Raw genomic sequence first — 17062 nt, 5'->3', positions numbered from 1 at the left:
GAAAGAAAAAATGCCGTTTAATTAATGAATCAAATGTAACGAAACGGCATTAAAAGTAAATGGTGAATGAAACTCATTCACCATTTAAACTTTATTGTTGTGCAAAACCATAACCATTCGTAACCAGTCCATTTGACTTAGCGATAATCTCTGAAGCCAAAGGCATTAAATAGCGGGGTGGAACACCGGCGCTATAATATGCATCCGGATATCCTTTGAAGATATTATTGGTATAATGATCTTCATACTTTACAATGTTAACACCCCAGTCTGTCTTTTTATAACCCTGGGCCACTAAAGCAGCAGCCTCTACTCCATTGGGATCAATATAATTAAACAACCCCTTGATGGCGAGATTCCGGTTTCCGGAAGTGGCTGTTCCAATCGTAGTCCACAAGTCACAGTTACCGCGCCAGCTTGGGAATCGAACAGGATAAGTAGGATCTGTTTCAGCTACAGTACATTGTGAAGTCAACATTTTAGTCATTCCCAGGTCGGCAACATTTACCGCTTTTACATAAATGTAACTGGAGATGGTATTACCGTTAGGGAAGGTGTAATATCCATTTGTTTTTAAGCCAGCCACCATAGCTTTTTGCCTATCGCGCAGAAGCTTGATTTTCTCTGGCAGTTTTCCATTTCTGATGAGGTCTTCACGACGCATGCCTTCACCTGCTAATTCCAGTTTACGTTCCTCCAGAATGGCTTCTTTCAGTGCGTCACCAGACAGGGCGTTGATATAGGCATCCACTTTTGTTGTCTGGTCAGCTGTAGCAAAAGCACGGCTGCGTACTTTTCTCAATTCAGCTTTAGCAGAACCCTCATCGCCCAATTCAGCATAAACTTCCGACAGCATCAGGATCACATCTGCCATACGCATCATTGGCCAGTTCACACCAGATTGACGCTGACTAGCCGTCCATGGATTTTGCATACGGCTTTCATCCCACTTGTTATTTGGCAATCCACCCAAATCACGGGAACCAGGAGCAAAGCTGATCAGCTTTTCTGAAGCACTGCCCGAATTAGCAGAAACAGTAACAGTCACATCCCTGCGCAAATCTTTGGGATCAAAATCCCCATAATAGAAAACAGGATACATGCGGCTCTGGCCGTACGATTTACAGGGATAGGCGTTTGCACCGCCACCACCGGAAGGACGCCCGAATGCGTATGGACGTTCTGAGAACTGGCCTTGTGTTTCACCTATTTCAAACAATGATTCTGGACTCACCATTAAGTTCATGTTGTACTGGAAGTTCATCTGGAAAGGATTTCCATAACCAGCACCGCGCGAATCCTGGGTGATCAGCATCGCAGAACCAGGGTTTTCAATACAAGCCTTCAGGTATGTTTTGGCAATTTCATAGTACTTCTTATAATCTGTACGGCGAACATACTTTGCATTCCACTTTTCAGTACCAATCTGTGTGAAAGTAACACCAGGATAAGTAAAGTCTGTACGGCGCAGACTGTATCCACCTGCATACAGAGCCATTTTACCAATCAGCCCCTGGGCAAAGGTTCTTGAAAATCTTTCTGCACTGATGCCACCTTGTCCCAAACGGTACATCAGGGGTTCCACTTTGATCAGGTTTGCTATTTCACCATCATAGATGATATCGCGGGAAGTTAGCTTAGCGCTATCTGCCTCGCTTGCAGAATGGACAGAAGCAGGCAGGTAGGGAACATCGCCAAAATAACGGATCAGGTTATGATAGGCGAAAGCACGGAAAACGGCGGCCTCTCCATACATCTGGGTCCAGTCATTAGCCTTGCCTGCAGCAACCGCATCCTTATACTCCTGCTTTTCAGCGATGGCTTCCATAATGATATTGGCACGGCTGGCCACTTTATACATATTGGCATATTCACTACTTGAACTTGAATAATTAATGGCCAGTTCAGTTGCATACAATCCCTCAGGAATATGCCGGGTTTGAGCGTCATAACTTTCAGGATGAGATTCAGCATCAGAGCCTACTACATCGATGTCATAAAACATCCCGTTGTTACCATCCCGCCATGAATTATAAACACCAGCTAACACCTTCTGCGTTTCACTAGTAGAAGAAAACACAAAGTCCTCGTCGACAGATGAAGGTGACTGTACATCCAAAAAGCTTTTCTTGCATGATGAATTGGCCAACACCATGGCTCCTAACATTATATAGATAATCCTTTTCATTGCAATCAATTTGAAACTAATTAAAATTCAACATTTAAACCTGCAGTAAATGACCTCGCGCGCGGATAAGCACCCCAGTCAAGTCCAACAGTTGGATATTGTGCACCACCCTGGCCGGTATTTGTATTCACTTCAGGATCCAGGCCTTTATACTTTGTAAGAGTCAATGCATTGAATATTGATGCATAAACGCGCAACTTATTTATCTTCATTTTTTGGATCAGTCCTTCAGGCAAAGTATATCCCAAAGTCACCGTATTCAAACGCAGGAACGATCCGTCCTGGATACCCATAGTTGATACAACAGGATTTTCATGATAAGGAAGGAATGTAGTTGCATTAGCGTTCAAGGCATTTAAAGCTGCAGGATCTGTCACTTTTACGATTTGCCCATTTTGTATATCGTATATTTTGTAAGAAGTTGATAAATAATCCAGGCGGTTTTTGTACAAGCCATCTTCTTTGCTTCCGTAGAAGGCAGCCAGGTAATTGGCATTGTATACCTTGTTGCCATAACTCCAGTTGAAGTTCATGGCGAAATCTATATTCTTATAAGAAGAATTCAGATTGAACCCGCCTGTATGTTTGGGATTCATGTCTCCAATAATGGTTACATCACTCTCATTCACAATACCATCTCCATTAGTATCCTTGAACTTGATCACACCAGGATAAGCCACTTGTCCGCCAGGCTTATTGGCAGTAGTTCCGTAAACTGTTCCGATGATACCCGAACCGATATCAGCAACACCTTTTTTCAAAGTATAGATACCGTTCGCATAGTCAAAATCATCAACTGAATACCAGCCATCATATGTATATCCTCTCACCTGCCCAACGGGCTTGCCAACCTGGAGAATGTAATCCCCTGTATTGGGCTGGGTCATAGTAGAACCCCATTGTGATTTGTAAAGGCCATTCACACCAGGAGCCAATTCCTCAACTCTTCCTCTGTTGACACTGATATTAATGCTGGCAGTCAGGTTGAAATCTTTCTGATGAACGATATCACCACTTAATGCCAATTCAACCCCTCTGTTGCTGGTACTTCCTATATTTTCATACATTCCGGAGAAGCCGGTTTCAGGCCTGAGAGAAGTCAGCATCAAAAGGTCCTTAGTTGAGTTTTTATATACGTCAAGCGTACCATTGATTCTTCTGTTCAGGAAGGAGAAGTCTACGCCAACATTGCGGGTAACTGTTGTTTCCCATTTCAAATTGGGATTGGGCATGGTGGATTGAGGAGAGTATGAAGACTGTTGGGCTTCATTGATGGAATATCTTGTCAGTCCATCTGAGCTCCATTGTGATTTCCAAAGGTTGGGGCCGATACCATCATTACCTACTTCACCATAAGAAGCGCGCAATTTCAGGTTATCAAGCCACCGAACATCCTTCAGGAAGTCCTCATCTGTCATACGCCAGCCGATAGCAGCAGCCGGGAAATAGGCCCAGCGGTTACTAGGAGCAAAACGGGAAGAAGCATCCGCACGTAAGGTAGCTGTAAACAGATATTTATCCTTCAGGGTATAATTCGCACGGCCAAAATAAGAGGTTAACCTGTTAGGCGTTGCAACATCTGAACTATAACCATAGTTTACCGTAGTGGTGCTGGCAAGATATTGGTTCATCATAGCGAAAGCACGCTCTTTATCAAATGAAACAGGGTATTTGTTACCCCAGATGCTAAAGCTTTCTCCATCTGAGTTATTCACTTCCTGTCCTGCAGTCACACTCAGGTCATGGTCTTTACCCAGGTTTGCAATCTGGTAATTCAAGGTATTTACCCAACGCAATCCCCAGCCTTCAGCACTTTCCAGGGCAGCATTACCCGCATAAGTTTTATTTCCAGCAGCATCCAGGTAGTTGTTGTATACGGCACCTGACCAAGCCTTCCCTCTGTGCCAGTACATATTATACCCAAATTCAGATCTTGCCGTCAACCCTTTGATAATATTCCAGGATAATGACACATTGGAACGCAGGAATCTCCTGCGTTCCAGAGGCTCATAATCCTCCATCAATGCAACGGGGTTAAACTGGTCTTGCAATACCCGGTCATACAAGCCAAGTTGCGTGTTTTTAGTATCATCCAATTCACCTAAAACATCAGCAGTAGCTATAGGCCTGAATTGATAAGCTGAAGAGAGAATGGAACCTCTACCATTGGTAGTTCCCTCATTACTCATCCGCTCGAAATTTGTAAAGCGTGTATCAAACCCAAGCGTCAATTTATTGGTCAGTTTCTGCTCTAACTTGAAAAAGGCATTGGCACGTTTGAAATAAGAGTTGATCTTCATACCGTCATTATCCGTATAGCTCGCCGTCAACATGTATTTTGTCTTAGCATTACCATTACTGATACTCAGGTTGTGGTTCTGAGAATAAGAAGCATTATAAGCTTCTTTTGAATAATTGGTTGCAGATACATTTTTGTAATGGTCAATACCTTCCGCATTGTTATAGGTTGCGGCTTCGCTTCCTATAGCCCACAACTTTTCCCATGCCTTGGCATAGTTATCATTGATGGCTTTAGCATATGCCCAGTTGTAAGCAATGTAATTATAGGCATTCATTGTTTCCAGGTACTTGGTCGGCTGGTTGTACTGAAAATAATTGTCGTAATTGATGGTAAACTTACCAGCCTTGCCACTCTTGGTGGTGATAATAATAACGCCATTAGCACCACGCGCACCATAAATGGCGGTAGATGCAGCGTCTTTCAGCACATCGATGCTCTCGATCTGGTTTGGCGGAACGTCGTTGATAGAGCTAGCCGGAAATCCGTCAACAATGTAAAGAGGCTCATTGCTTTGGGAAATAGAACCACCACCCCGTACACGAATGGAAATGGAGGCATCCGGACGGCCATCTTGTGAAGTCACGTTTACACCTGGTAGTTTCCCCTGGAGTGCCTGGGCGGCATTGGCAACCGGAACGGCAGCAAGGTCTTTCCCTGACACAGAAGATACAGATCCTGTCAGATCCTTCCGCTTTTGGGTGCCATATCCAATCACCACCACTTCATCCATGCTGTTAGCCACTGGTTGCATGACAACACTTGATACATAGGTATTGTTTGCCCTCACCTCCTGGGAAACATATCCTACATATGAAATCACCAATAATGAATTTGGCTTGGAAACTTGAATGGAAAAACTTCCATCCTCCTTTGTGAGCGCCTTTGCAGTACCTCCCTTTTCAGCAACAGTAGCGCCTGCCAGCGGCTCCCCGGAGGCTTGGGTGATTTTACCAGTCACCTGTTGCGACTGGGCATTGGCAACATAAACAGTAGATAGAAACAGGAAAAAAAGGAGTAAAACACGGGTTATCTTCTGTGAGCAACCCAAAATAATAGCAGTGCAGGGATTCCATCGTTTGGGTAACGATGCCCTTCTCAAAGCAATCATCATTTGTTGTTGTTTGAATTGTATATAAAAATTGAATCTTACTTCTGATCAAACCATTCTATTACAATCCGCATTCAAACAATACTTGTCAATTTTCATATAAGCGCTGAATGCAATCGTTTTCTTAACCGGCAATCATCTCTTGAATCATATAATTGGATAACAAATTATCTGGCTTTTTGCTTTCTTTTATAAAAATTTATGCAATCGTTCCCGATAACGTTTGCAGTAAAAAGTGTAATCGTTAACACATTTTTTTGTTTCCGGGCGAAATCAAATGCCAGTCCCCCAACTTTCAACAACAAAAGAACGTCTATGAGTAAATTGTTTAGTAACTTAATAAGAAGAAGAAGATATAAAATATAAATACCAATGAAACAGGTACTCCTTATAATGCTTGTCCTGTGTTGTACATCTTTGACGGCTGGGGCCCAGGTACCATTCTATGAACATTTACAGTACCAGGCCAACGCAAGAAAATCTACGGTAGAATTACCCGACTTCAGCGTACCGCTAAAAAAGAAATACAAAGTAGAAAAAGCCATTTACAAAAGTCCTTCTAAAATATTTGTGGTTTCGGATATAGAAGGACAGTACGAATATTTTAAACAGATCCTCCAGGCCGGGGGCGTTATGGATAAAAACTTTAATTGGACTTTTGACAAAGGAGCACTGGTAATAGTAGGCGACGTTTTCGACCGCGGCAGCCAGGTAACAGAATGCCTCTGGCTGATTTACTACCTGGAGGAAAAAGCAAAAGAAACAGGTGGCCAGGTGCACTATATCCTGGGCAATCATGAAGTAATGAATTTGAATGGTGACCTCCGCTATGTAAACCCTAAGTATATAGAATTTGCCAAACAAACAGGGGTGCCCTATTTGAGTTTCTATGACACCCAAACAGAACTGGGCCGCTGGCTGCGCACAAAAAACATGATGGAAAAGATCGGCGACCTGCTGTTTGTTCATGGTGGCGTTTCGCAGTACATAAACCAACTGGGACATAGTATTGATTCCATCAACATCCTGGCCCGGAACTACTATGATAGGTCCGCGGAATCTATGCCGCAAGTAGAACAGCTCCTGCTTCTTGATGATGGACCTTTATGGTACAGGGGATACTTTATGGCGCCACTGGCAACAAAAGAACAAGTAGATTCAACCCTTAGGATTTTCCAGGTAAAAAAGATCATTCTTGGCCATACCCCTGTTGAACGCATCAGTACTTTTTATGACGGTAAAATCATCAATGTGGATGTGCCGCACGCCAAAGGAGCATCTGAGGGCCTATTGGTAGATAATAAAAAGTATTATAAGGTAAATCTGCAGGGAGCGAAAGAACTGTTGGAGGATGGAACAAAGAATGTGGCTGGGGTGGAGAATCAACAATAAAAAATTACAAACGCCACGCAACCTCAATATCTTTCCTTTTAGGAAATCATAAACATTTCAAATGAGCATACAAGCTCTACTTTAGGTACCTTTATAACAGGTTTAAATCCTTATTCTTTATGATTACACAGTGACAACTGGGAAAGAGTTGTTCAGATAGATTTTCCACCAAAAACAAATTACTATATGAAAAACAACACACATATTCATAACCAAACTTTATTAGTATCGTTAACAATCATTAACAAGACTTCCTTCATCAGGCAATTCATCAGACGACAAGTAGAGAATTTCATTAAACAGAAGAAAGAATCTTTTAGTCAATTTCTTACTCCCATTAAAAATAAATCCTTGAAGTTCCAGGTCCTGACTCAAAGAAGTTTTATCGGAGGCTATGGAGGATTATAGCTCCCCTTTTACAAGTCCATTATAAAAATTAAAAAGTATCGCAATCCTTTTCTGATTGGCAATCCACTCTACAAAAGAGAATTGTTTGCCAATCAGAAAAGGATTGCTTGCTTTAATGATATCATTTAGTACCATCATCTCCACCTCCCTCTCCCATTTCCAGACACCCAACTCCCATTTCTTTATATCCTGGGCAACCATGAAATAATGAATTTGAATGGTGACCTCCGCTATGTAAACCCTAAGTATATAGAATTTGCCAAACAAACAGGGGTGCCCTATTTGAGTTTCTATGATATACAACAGCTCGATGTTGCAACGTCAAATATCATAATATATATTTTTATTTCCTCTCACAGTAAACAAATAAATTCTCTCATGTTTTTTTACATCTTTTCCTTACAAACACTACGTAAACTCAATAATTTTCGTTCTTATTAGCAAAATATAAACATTTAAAATTTGCATATATACTGTATACAGAATACCTTTGCACCAGATTTAAACAACAGAAACAACTAAGAGCTGTAAGATTAAACAAGAACCACCTTTCATTTTTCCCAACAGCTGCTTCCCGTTCCCAAATCCTTAATCTTTATGATCGCACTGTGGCAACTTGCAAAGAGTTGTTCAGGATGATTCTGTACCTAAGCGAAATTGCTAACGAGTTTTAACCATACGAAACGCCTATTGGCAAGCCTTAGTTTAAAAAGGTTGGTCAGGCAATTAATCCCTTTATAAAACCAAGTTTATGATAAGCAACGCACACGTACACAACCAAACTTCAGTAGTATCGTTAACCACCAGTAACGAAACGCCCTTTAAAGGACAACAAGTTGAGAATTTCACCAAACAGAAGGAAGAAACTTTAGATCAGTATCTTACTGCCAGTGAAATGAATTCCTTGAAGCTTGAGATACTGTCTCAAAGAGGCCACATCAAAGGTTACAGAGGATTGTAATCCCCTTTTACAAGTACCATTATTAAAACTAAAAAGTATCGCATTTCGCGACAGATTGCCTGCCACTCCACAAAGAAGAATTGCTTGCCAATATGAAAAGGATTGCTTGCTATAATGATATCCTTTAACACCATCATCTCCAACTCCCTCTCCCCTTCATTCTGTACACCAAAATCCAGGTCTTCCTCGTTGCAGGAGCATACTTGGAGTATGGATACTCCCTAGATACGCCCTACCATAGCCCAGGATAAAGCATGAAAATGCAAATTTCCCCCATCGTTCCCGTCCCCTAACCTCCTAAATCCAGGTTTCCAATAATTCATCTTCCGTTGCTTCAGTATACCATCAGTATAGATACAGTATACTTAAAGTAGGGCTAGGATATTCCAACAGTACCCATCCATTCTCTCTACTTACCCCATAGATACTCCGTACCAACTCCATACCTAAGCCGTACTTTAGCTATACATCAGCCGTACTTAAGGCTAGGCTACTTCGACCATCCTTCGACCATCCTTCGACCATCTTTCGACTATGCTTCGATCTGAATTGAGCAAATGCTCATAAATAAGGGGAAAACAACCTACAGGCAGAACGCCCTAAAAAGCCCTGAACGGAGTCAATGGAACTAAGTCTAAAGGTACAAAACCAACCTCCACTTTCCAAGTTTTGCCCCCCTCATTGTACACTTCCCTTTTTATTCATCATTCTACCCGCCTTCTCTCTTTCCTCCAATTCACAATTGACCATTCACCATTGACCATTCGTCATTCCTTTAACTCCCCTTTTACAGTTTTCTACAGAATTGCTTCAGAAGTGGAGAGTAAGATTGCATTATAAAATAAAAAGGGAATATAACCATGACATTAAAACAATCACTAGCAGCAACTTTAGTCATTGCAGCGACTTCCGTAGGAAGTATCTGGGGTTATGGGCAGTTACAAAAGAGAAATGACCAGGCAGTGAGTGGCCCCGGGGATTCTTCTACTTTTAAGGAAGCCAGCTATTCGCAACCGGCAACCGGCCCAATAGTAGATTTCGAAAAAGCAGCGAATAAAGCTGTTCCGACAGTAGTACATATCAAGACAGTAACGAAAGCAAAACAGGTATCAGGAAATCCCAACATGCCTATGGACCTTTTTGATGAATTTTTCGGAGAAGGTTTCGGCGGCAGAGGCACATTTTCTACCCCTGAATCCAGAGCTTCGGGATCTGGCGTTATTGTCAGCCCTGACGGATATATTGTAACTAATAACCACGTGATTGATGGTGCGGACGTAGTAACCGTTACCCTCAACAACAGGAAAGATTATAAAGGAAAAGTAATCGGCAAAGACCCCAGCACCGATCTGGCAGTAATCAAGATTGAAGCTAAGGACCTTCCCGCTCTGGCATTTGCCAACTCTGATGACGTTCATTTAGGACAGTGGGTACTCGCTATTGGCTATCCCTTGAACCTGGAAACAACCGTAACCTCCGGTATTGTTAGTGCTAAATCGAGAAGTATAGGCATTAACAGCCGTCAAAGCAAGACTCCTGTTGAGTCATTTATCCAAACCGATGCGGCGATCAACCCTGGCAACAGCGGTGGCGCCCTGGTGAATGCAGAAGGAGATCTTATAGGTATCAATAGTGCTATTGCTTCTCCTACGGGTACGTATGCCGGTTATGGATATGCCATCCCTTCCAACCTGGTGAAGAAAGTGGCAGGCGATATCATCAAATATGGCAGCTCAAAAAGAGCTTTCCTTGGTGTCATGTTTGGCAGCGACCAAATGACAGAGGAAGATCGTCAAAAGAACAATGTAAAAGATGGAGATGGTGTATTCGTAATGGACGTTGCTGAAGGAAGCGCAGCACAGGAAGCTGGCATTAAGAAAGGCGACTTCATTACAAAGATCAACGGCACCGTTATCAATACAGGTACTGAATTGCTTGGAAGAGTGGCCACCTTACGTCCTGGAGACAAGATCTCTCTGACATACCAACGCGATGGGGTTGAGAAGACCACAACAGCAACCCTGAAAGGAGATGCAGGTACTTATGCCAGCATAAAAGCACAGGCTATCGAACAACTGGGTGCTACCTTTGAAAACCTGGATAGAAACATAGCAGCACAGCTAGGTATTTCTTCCGGTGTAGTGGTGAAAGACATAGAAGATGGCATCATTGCTGAACAGACAAGGATCAAAGAAGGATTCATTATCACTAAGGTGAATAACAAAAAAGTAGGTACCGTAGAAGAATTGAAGCAGGCAATAGGTAATTCAGGAAGCAGCGCTATTATCAGTGGGATTTATCCTAATCAACCTGACAGAGAATACCAATATGCTTTGAATGACTTACAATAGTTTCTTATAGGCTGGATGATTGGTTTTGGTTATCCGAACATTCCCCATCTCAATGAGGTGGGGAATTTTATTTCAATGACAGGTTAGCAGTACTTTTATAGATATGAAAGTTTTAATCATCGAAGATGAACAGGCTTTACAGCAATCCATCCAAACCTACCTGGAACATCAGGGATTTATCTGTGAAGCTGTAGGAGACTTTTTAACAGGTATAGACAAAATACATCAATACCAGTATGATTGCGTGGTGGTCGACATAGGCTTGCCTTATGGTAGTGGCCTGGACATCGTAAAAGAATTAAAGAATGTAGAATCCAAGACGGGTATTATTATTATTTCTGCAAAGAATGCACTGGAGGACAAATTGAAAGGATTGGAATTAGGATCGGACGACTACCTTACCAAACCCTTTCACTTATCAGAACTCAATGCACGCATCCATGCTATTATTCGCCGGCGCAACTTTGGCGGCAATAAAACCATAATGTTCAACGAGATCAGCCTGGAACCGGAAGCGCTGCAGGTAGCCGTCAATGGAAAGGCTGTTGAACTTACCGACAAGGAATACCAGTTACTTGAATATTTTATAGCCAATAAAAGGCGTGTGCTCACCAAAGCAGCCATTGCTGCGCACATATGGGGTGATGAATACGAACAGGTAAGTAGTTATGACTTTATTTATACCCATATCAAAAACCTCCGTAAAAAGCTGATCGATGCAGGAAGCGGAGATTATATCAAAACAGTTTACGGCACCGGCTATAGATTTACAGACAGTTAACGTTCACCATTCACCAACATGAAGCTACTCACAAAAACGACATTGTATTTTTTGATCGCCATGATACCGCTGTTGGCAGCAGGTGGGTTCTTCCTGTTCCATCAGTTCAGCAAGGAAATCAATCAACGGGTTGACAGGGAACTCATTCATGAAGAAATCCAATGGATAGAATATGTTGAGTCCGCAACCTGGAATGGTGGCAACTTTATCTTACAAACCCCCGACATTCTCATTTATCCTGTAAGACAGCCTGTTACCGAGTTTCCCTCCATATCCGATACGTATGGCTACCGGGCAAAAGATGATGTTCAAATACCTTTAAGACAATTGACCCATGTTGTATCCATCAATGGCACCCCTTACCTGATTACCATCCGCAGATCGCAGGAACAAAAAACTGCATTGGTTGCCAACGTTACATGGATCATGCTTCTTGTTTTTATCGGGTTATTTATTGTCACGTTGATCTTCAACTGGATCATCAGCAAAAGCCTTTGGCAGCCGTTCAGGTCTTCCCTCCAAAAGGTGAGGAATATTGAGTTGCAGAAACTGGAGAACATCCATTTTGAGCAAACCGATACTGCAGAATTCAATGAACTGAATGCCTCGCTTAATACGATGACCCAAAAGATTTACAGTGATTATGTAAACATGAAGGAATTCACCGAGAATGCGGCACACGAAATGCAAACACCACTGGCCGTAGTGCAATCCAAAATGGAGTTACTCCTACAGGACAGCAACCTGAATGAATCACAGGTAGAAGCGATCCTGCAAACCACTACAGCTTTGAGTCGCCTGAGCAAACTGGTTCAGTCCCTGCTGTTGTTGGCAAAGATCGAGAACAACCAATATGAAACTACCAAAAGCCTTAGCCTGGCAGATACCACGAAAAAATACCTGGAGCTTTTTGATGAATTGATCAAAGACAAGGATATAACAATAGATACAAGCTTCACTGGAAACTTTATGATCAATCTCCACCCGCTATTGGCCGATTCCCTGGTCAGTAACCTGCTGGGAAATGCGATCAAATACAACAAGGCAGGTGGCAATATAAACATAAGCATCAGCGATCAGGAATACAGCATCAGCAATACCAGTGATTTGCCTAAGATAGACCCACAATATTTATTCAAGCGATTTAAAAAACCGGCTAATAGTCCTGAATCATCAACTGGCCTGGGGCTTTCTATTGTCAAAAAAATTATAGACACCCACCATCTGACTATTTCTTATGAGGCGGAGCACGGGATACATAGGTTTTGTATCAAAAGGCGATGAGAGTAATCAATGAGTAAAACAGAACAAATCTTCAGGAGCGCTTAGTAGTTTACATTCTTATTTCTGCTATCATTCAACTGCTTGTTTAGATTATAAGCAGCACTGATCAGCCCCATATGCGTAAAGGCCTGGGGAAAGTTGCCTAAATGTTCGCCCTGGTATCCTAGCTGTTCTGAATAAAGGCCTAAATGGTTTGCATAACCCAGCATCTTCTCAAAGTAAAAACGGGCCTTTTCCAACTGCCCCGAACGGGATAAGCATTCTACATACCAAAAAGTGCACATGGAAAAGGTACCTTCATGGCTGAAAAGACCATCCGGAGCAGCAAGGTCATACCTGTAACGATACACCAGTGAATCCGACACCAATTCCTTTTCAATCCTGTGTAAAGTGGACAACCACCTGGGATCTTTTGGACTTATGAACCGGATCAACGGCATCAGCAGGGTTGAAGCATCCACAGTTTCAGAGCCGGGAAACTGCATAAACGCACGCTTTTTCTCATCCCAGAAATCAGTATAGATACTGTTGTAGATGGTGTCCCGTTCTTTTTTCCATTGTTCATTCACAGGAAATGAGCGTGCTGCCGCGATCTTGATGGCTCTATCGAAAGCAACCCAGCATAACAAGCGTGAATAAAGAAAATTCTTATCGCCGCCTCTTATCTCCCAAATACTTTTATCCGGCTGTTTCCAATGATCACTTAACCAGTCGATCTGCTTTTCCAGGTTTTTCCAGAAATCATAAGCAATGGGACTACCATACTTATTGTACAAATAAACCGAGTCCATCAATTCACCATAGATATCCAACTGAAGCTGGCTATAAGCATTATTACCAATGCGTACTGGTTTTGACCCTTTATAACCTTCAAAATGATCTAATTTCAGTTCATTTAACTGCCTTTGACCATCGATTGAATACATGATGCCGATTTGCTTCTGTCCCTTGATATCCAGGCAGCTCTTCTCCACCCAGTTCATAAAGTCACCGGCTTCTTTTGTATAACCCAATCTTATCAATGCATATACAGTAAATGAGGCATCACGGATCCACGTATAGCGGTAGTCCCAATTTCTCTGGCCGCCAATAGTCTCAGGCAAGCTAAATGTAGGAGCAGCTACAATAGAGCCATAATTGTAAGAAGTCAATAATTTCAAAACCAAAGCAGAACGGTTCACGATCTCCATCCAGCGGCCCTGGTACTTTGACTGCGCCACCCAATTCTTCCAGTAATTGACAGTTTGAAACAAGCTTTCGGTAATGAATGCTTCAAAGTCCCTTTCCCCGGAATGCCTCTTATCAACATGTTCTAATTGAAAGTCTGCTTTTTCCGTCGCAGATAAAGTAAACTCCGAAACCACATCACCATCCTTGATTTGCAGTGGTACAGAGCTTTTCAACCTGATTACCGTCTTATCTTCGCCATTACTTGAAAAAAGTATTTCATTTTCACTGATCACTTCTGTTTGATGACTGCTCCTTCCATAATTGAACCGGGGCATGCAGCGCAGTTGATAACACACTTCACCGCGAACGGTAGTTACCCGGCGAATCAGTTCTTTTCCATTGTATAATTCCTCCACAGGCATCAAATCTGTGATCTCGCCGACACCTTTAGAAGACAGAAAGCGGGTCAACAGCACATTGGTATCTGGCAGATACAGTTGCTTTGCTTTGACGTCGTCAAATAAAGGTGAGATTTGAAACCTCCCGCCTTTTTCATCATCCAGAATTGCTGCAAAAATGCTTGGTGAGTCAAAACTGGGAAAACACATAAAGTCAATAGAGCCATTTAAACCTATTAATGCGATCGTATTCAAATCGCCAATGATTCCATAGTTCTCTATTGGCTGATATCCCATAATCGCCGTTTATTGATTACCCTGCAATCATCGTTCCAGCCCAATTGGCCATTATTTTTTCTTTAATTAACTGGTAGAAAAAGTATCGTTATATACTTAAGATATTTTACTTTGCTGCCTCTTGTTTATCATATGCAGACATTCCCATACGAACATTCTTTTCACGAGGAGGTATTAGAGAGCTTGCCAGACTCTGTTATTTGGACAAAACCAGTGACAGATGACAATGACCATATCATTGACTTCGAGATTCACTACGCTAACCAAAAAGCAAATGAACTGATTAACCATCACAATGGCTCCCTGAAGGGGCTTTATATCAAACGCGATTGTATCCCGCATAGAATGGCGGCGGAGGAAAACTTTCGCAACTTTTTAAAAGTATACCAAACGGAGCAGCCTGATGAATACACATTTTATGCTACCAGTACCATTACAAAAGTGGAAACCCTGCGGAGAAAGTTCCGTGATGGCGTATTGAGCACTTCCCGTGACCGCAAGGCCCAAAGAGAAGCAGAACGTAATGAACAGGAAAAAAGCCTCCTGCTGAACGGCATTATAAACAATGCACCTTTGGGCATCCTGGTTTATGAAGCGGTAAGAGATGGAGCCGGAAACATCTCCGATTTTCGTATTAAATTATATAACCAGGCTGTCCACCAATTAACTGGAATCTCTGAAGAAGAGCGCAGCCGCTATACCTTTAAAGAATTGCTTGAGGTGGTGGGTGCTCCTGAATACCTGCAACGTTATATCAACACCGTGGAAACAGGTGCATCAGCTGCATTTGATTTTTTCTCTCTGCGTATGCAACGCTGGCTCCGTATGTCGGTAGTAAAAATTGGCGATGGTTTTTTGATCATGCAATCAGACATCACCGAAATAAAGAACACACAGGAGGCATTACAACAACAATCGGAATACCTGAACGGCGTTTTGAATGCTTCATTAAACGGCATCTATGTGTTGGAAGCAGTAAAAGATGATGAAGGTAATGTAGCAGATTTTATATTCACCACTTGCAACCAAAAATATGTGGAACTCACCGGAGAACCAGTTGAGCAGGTTATAGGAAAATCATTCCTGAACCTGTTTCCCCATACAAAAAGCGGAGCTTTTCAATTATTATCCCAGGTCATCGAACGGGATAAAGTATATCGACAGGAAATGTATTATGCACAGACATTCAATAGATGGTACGACTTTATTGCCGTTAAATTAGGCACCAATAGCATTGTAGTCACTTTCCAGGAAATCACCAGGCAAAGAGAAGCCGCCATTGAAATAGAACAGCAGAAAATATTGGTGGATAACATCCTGAAAAACTCTCCCAGCGGCATCACAGTTTATGAGGCAATAAGGAACAATGATGGAAAGATTGAGGATTTGCAATGTATTATTGCCAATGATGCCGCCGAGCAGATTACTCAAATACCTAATAAGTTACGTCTGGCAAAACCAGTCAGCCAGGCCTTATCAGGTTTTTACTGTTCCCCTCTATTCCAATTGGCAATTTCCACCCTGGAAACCGGCACACCGGTTAAAACGCAGCACTTCCACACGCCAATTCAGAGATGGCTGGAGTTTTCAGCAGCCAATATGGATAAAGACCGGCTGATCATAGTTATAACAGATATTACAGAGACGAAAGAGACTCAATTTCAATTACAAACCCTGGTTGATGAGTTAAAACGGTCGAATGCAGACCTTGAAGATTTTGCACATGTGGCTTCTCATGACCTGCAGGAGCCCTTGCGTAAGATCCGCACCTTCTCAGACCGGCTGAAGATCGAACTCGGACCACAGCTTTCGGATGAAAACAGACAGATGTTTGAACGGATGCAATCTGCTGCTGCCCGCATGAAAACCCTCATCCATGATCTGCTTGCCTATTCACAGGTAAGTAAGAATCCGGGTGTTCTTGAACAAGTGGACCTGAACGATATTATTCATAACGTATTGCAAGATATTGAAGCATCCATTCATGAAACAGATGCAAAAATAGTTGTGGATCACCTGCCCACTATCCATGGTATTGACCGGCAACTGAGGCAAATGTTTCAAAACCTTATTGGCAATGCTATTAAGTACCGGCAACCAGGCACCAGACCGGAAGTGATCATAAAGTGCAGGTTGATCGGGGAAACAGATCCTCTGCGCAAAACATTGCCTGCAACGACAAAGGAAAATTATTACTGCATTGAAATTTCAGATAATGGAATTGGTTTTGAACAGGAGCATGCACAAAAGATCTTTAAGGTGTTTCAACGTCTCCACGGCCGGTCGGAATACGAGGGAACCGGCGTTGGCCTTGCTATTGTTCAAAAAGTAGTAGCCAACCATAAGGGCTTTATCAGTGCACAAAGTGAACCCGGCGAAGGTGCTACTTTCCAGGTGTTTTTACCGGCGTTGTAAACAGCAA

The 17062-nt window shown here is 42.4% G+C and carries 10 protein-coding genes; 6 read left to right on the top strand and 4 right to left on the bottom strand.

The genetic code is table 11. The annotated features are described in order from the left end of the window. Positions 1-91 precede the first annotated feature (91 nt). Positions 92-2188, bottom strand: coding sequence for a RagB/SusD family nutrient uptake outer membrane protein (locus tag OCK74_RS21670; RefSeq protein ID WP_279299186.1), 2097 nt, complete (start codon positions 2186-2188; stop codon positions 92-94). A gap of 20 nt (positions 2189-2208) precedes the next feature. After that, positions 2209-5601, bottom strand: a complete 3393-nt coding sequence (locus OCK74_RS21665) for a SusC/RagA family TonB-linked outer membrane protein (protein WP_279299185.1) — start codon at positions 5599-5601, stop codon at positions 2209-2211. A gap of 369 nt (positions 5602-5970) precedes the next feature. Here OCK74_RS21665 and OCK74_RS21660 point away from each other — a divergent pair, with 369 nt between their 5' ends. Beyond that, entirely contained in the window at positions 5971-6990 is a 1020-nt protein-coding gene (locus OCK74_RS21660) for a metallophosphoesterase (RefSeq protein ID WP_279299184.1), read from the top strand. Between the two features lie 402 nt (positions 6991-7392). On the opposite strand, the gene OCK74_RS21655 is transcribed toward OCK74_RS21660, so the two are convergent. Further along, complete coding sequence (locus OCK74_RS21655; protein ID WP_279299183.1) at positions 7393-7599, bottom strand: hypothetical protein; 207 nt, start codon at positions 7597-7599, stop codon at positions 7393-7395. Positions 7600-8149: 550 nt separating this feature from the next. Here OCK74_RS21655 and OCK74_RS21650 point away from each other — a divergent pair. From OCK74_RS21650 to porY, 4 genes are all read left to right on the top strand, one after another. Then, positions 8150-8359: a hypothetical protein gene (locus tag OCK74_RS21650; protein WP_279299182.1), complete on the top strand. Its 210-nt coding sequence runs from the start codon at positions 8150-8152 to the stop codon at positions 8357-8359. 860 nt (positions 8360-9219) lie between these two features. After that, positions 9220-10710 carry a trypsin-like peptidase domain-containing protein gene (locus tag OCK74_RS21645; RefSeq protein WP_279299181.1) on the top strand — a complete coding sequence of 497 codons (1491 nt, stop codon included), beginning with the start codon at positions 9220-9222 and terminating at the stop codon, positions 10708-10710. Positions 10711-10813: 103 nt separating this feature from the next. Beyond that, the gene (locus tag OCK74_RS21640) at positions 10814-11491 is read left to right on the top strand and encodes a response regulator transcription factor (RefSeq protein WP_279299180.1); all 678 of its coding nucleotides are present in this window, start codon (positions 10814-10816) and stop codon (positions 11489-11491) included. Between the two features lie 18 nt (positions 11492-11509). Further along, positions 11510-12775, top strand: a complete 1266-nt coding sequence (porY, locus tag OCK74_RS21635) for a PorY family sensor histidine kinase (protein ID WP_279299179.1) — start codon at positions 11510-11512, stop codon at positions 12773-12775. 41 nt (positions 12776-12816) lie between these two features. Here porY and OCK74_RS21630 read toward each other — a convergent pair whose 3' ends face one another. After that, positions 12817-14640 carry a glycoside hydrolase family 15 protein gene (locus OCK74_RS21630; RefSeq protein ID WP_279299178.1) on the bottom strand — a complete coding sequence of 608 codons (1824 nt, stop codon included), beginning with the start codon at positions 14638-14640 and terminating at the stop codon, positions 12817-12819. Between the two features lie 132 nt (positions 14641-14772). Between OCK74_RS21630 and OCK74_RS21625 the strand changes: the two genes are divergently transcribed. Further along, positions 14773-17055, top strand: coding sequence for a PAS domain-containing sensor histidine kinase (locus tag OCK74_RS21625; RefSeq protein ID WP_279299177.1), 2283 nt, complete (start codon positions 14773-14775; stop codon positions 17053-17055). The last annotated feature ends 7 nt before the right edge of the window (positions 17056-17062 follow it).

Origin of the sequence: Paraflavisolibacter caeni (assembly GCF_025628885.1) — a bacterium.
Taxonomy (GTDB): Bacteria; Bacteroidota; Bacteroidia; order Chitinophagales; family Chitinophagaceae; genus Flavisolibacter; species Flavisolibacter caeni.
The sequence above is the reverse complement of the archived record's forward strand: the minus strand, read 5'-3'. Positions and strand labels throughout refer to the sequence as shown.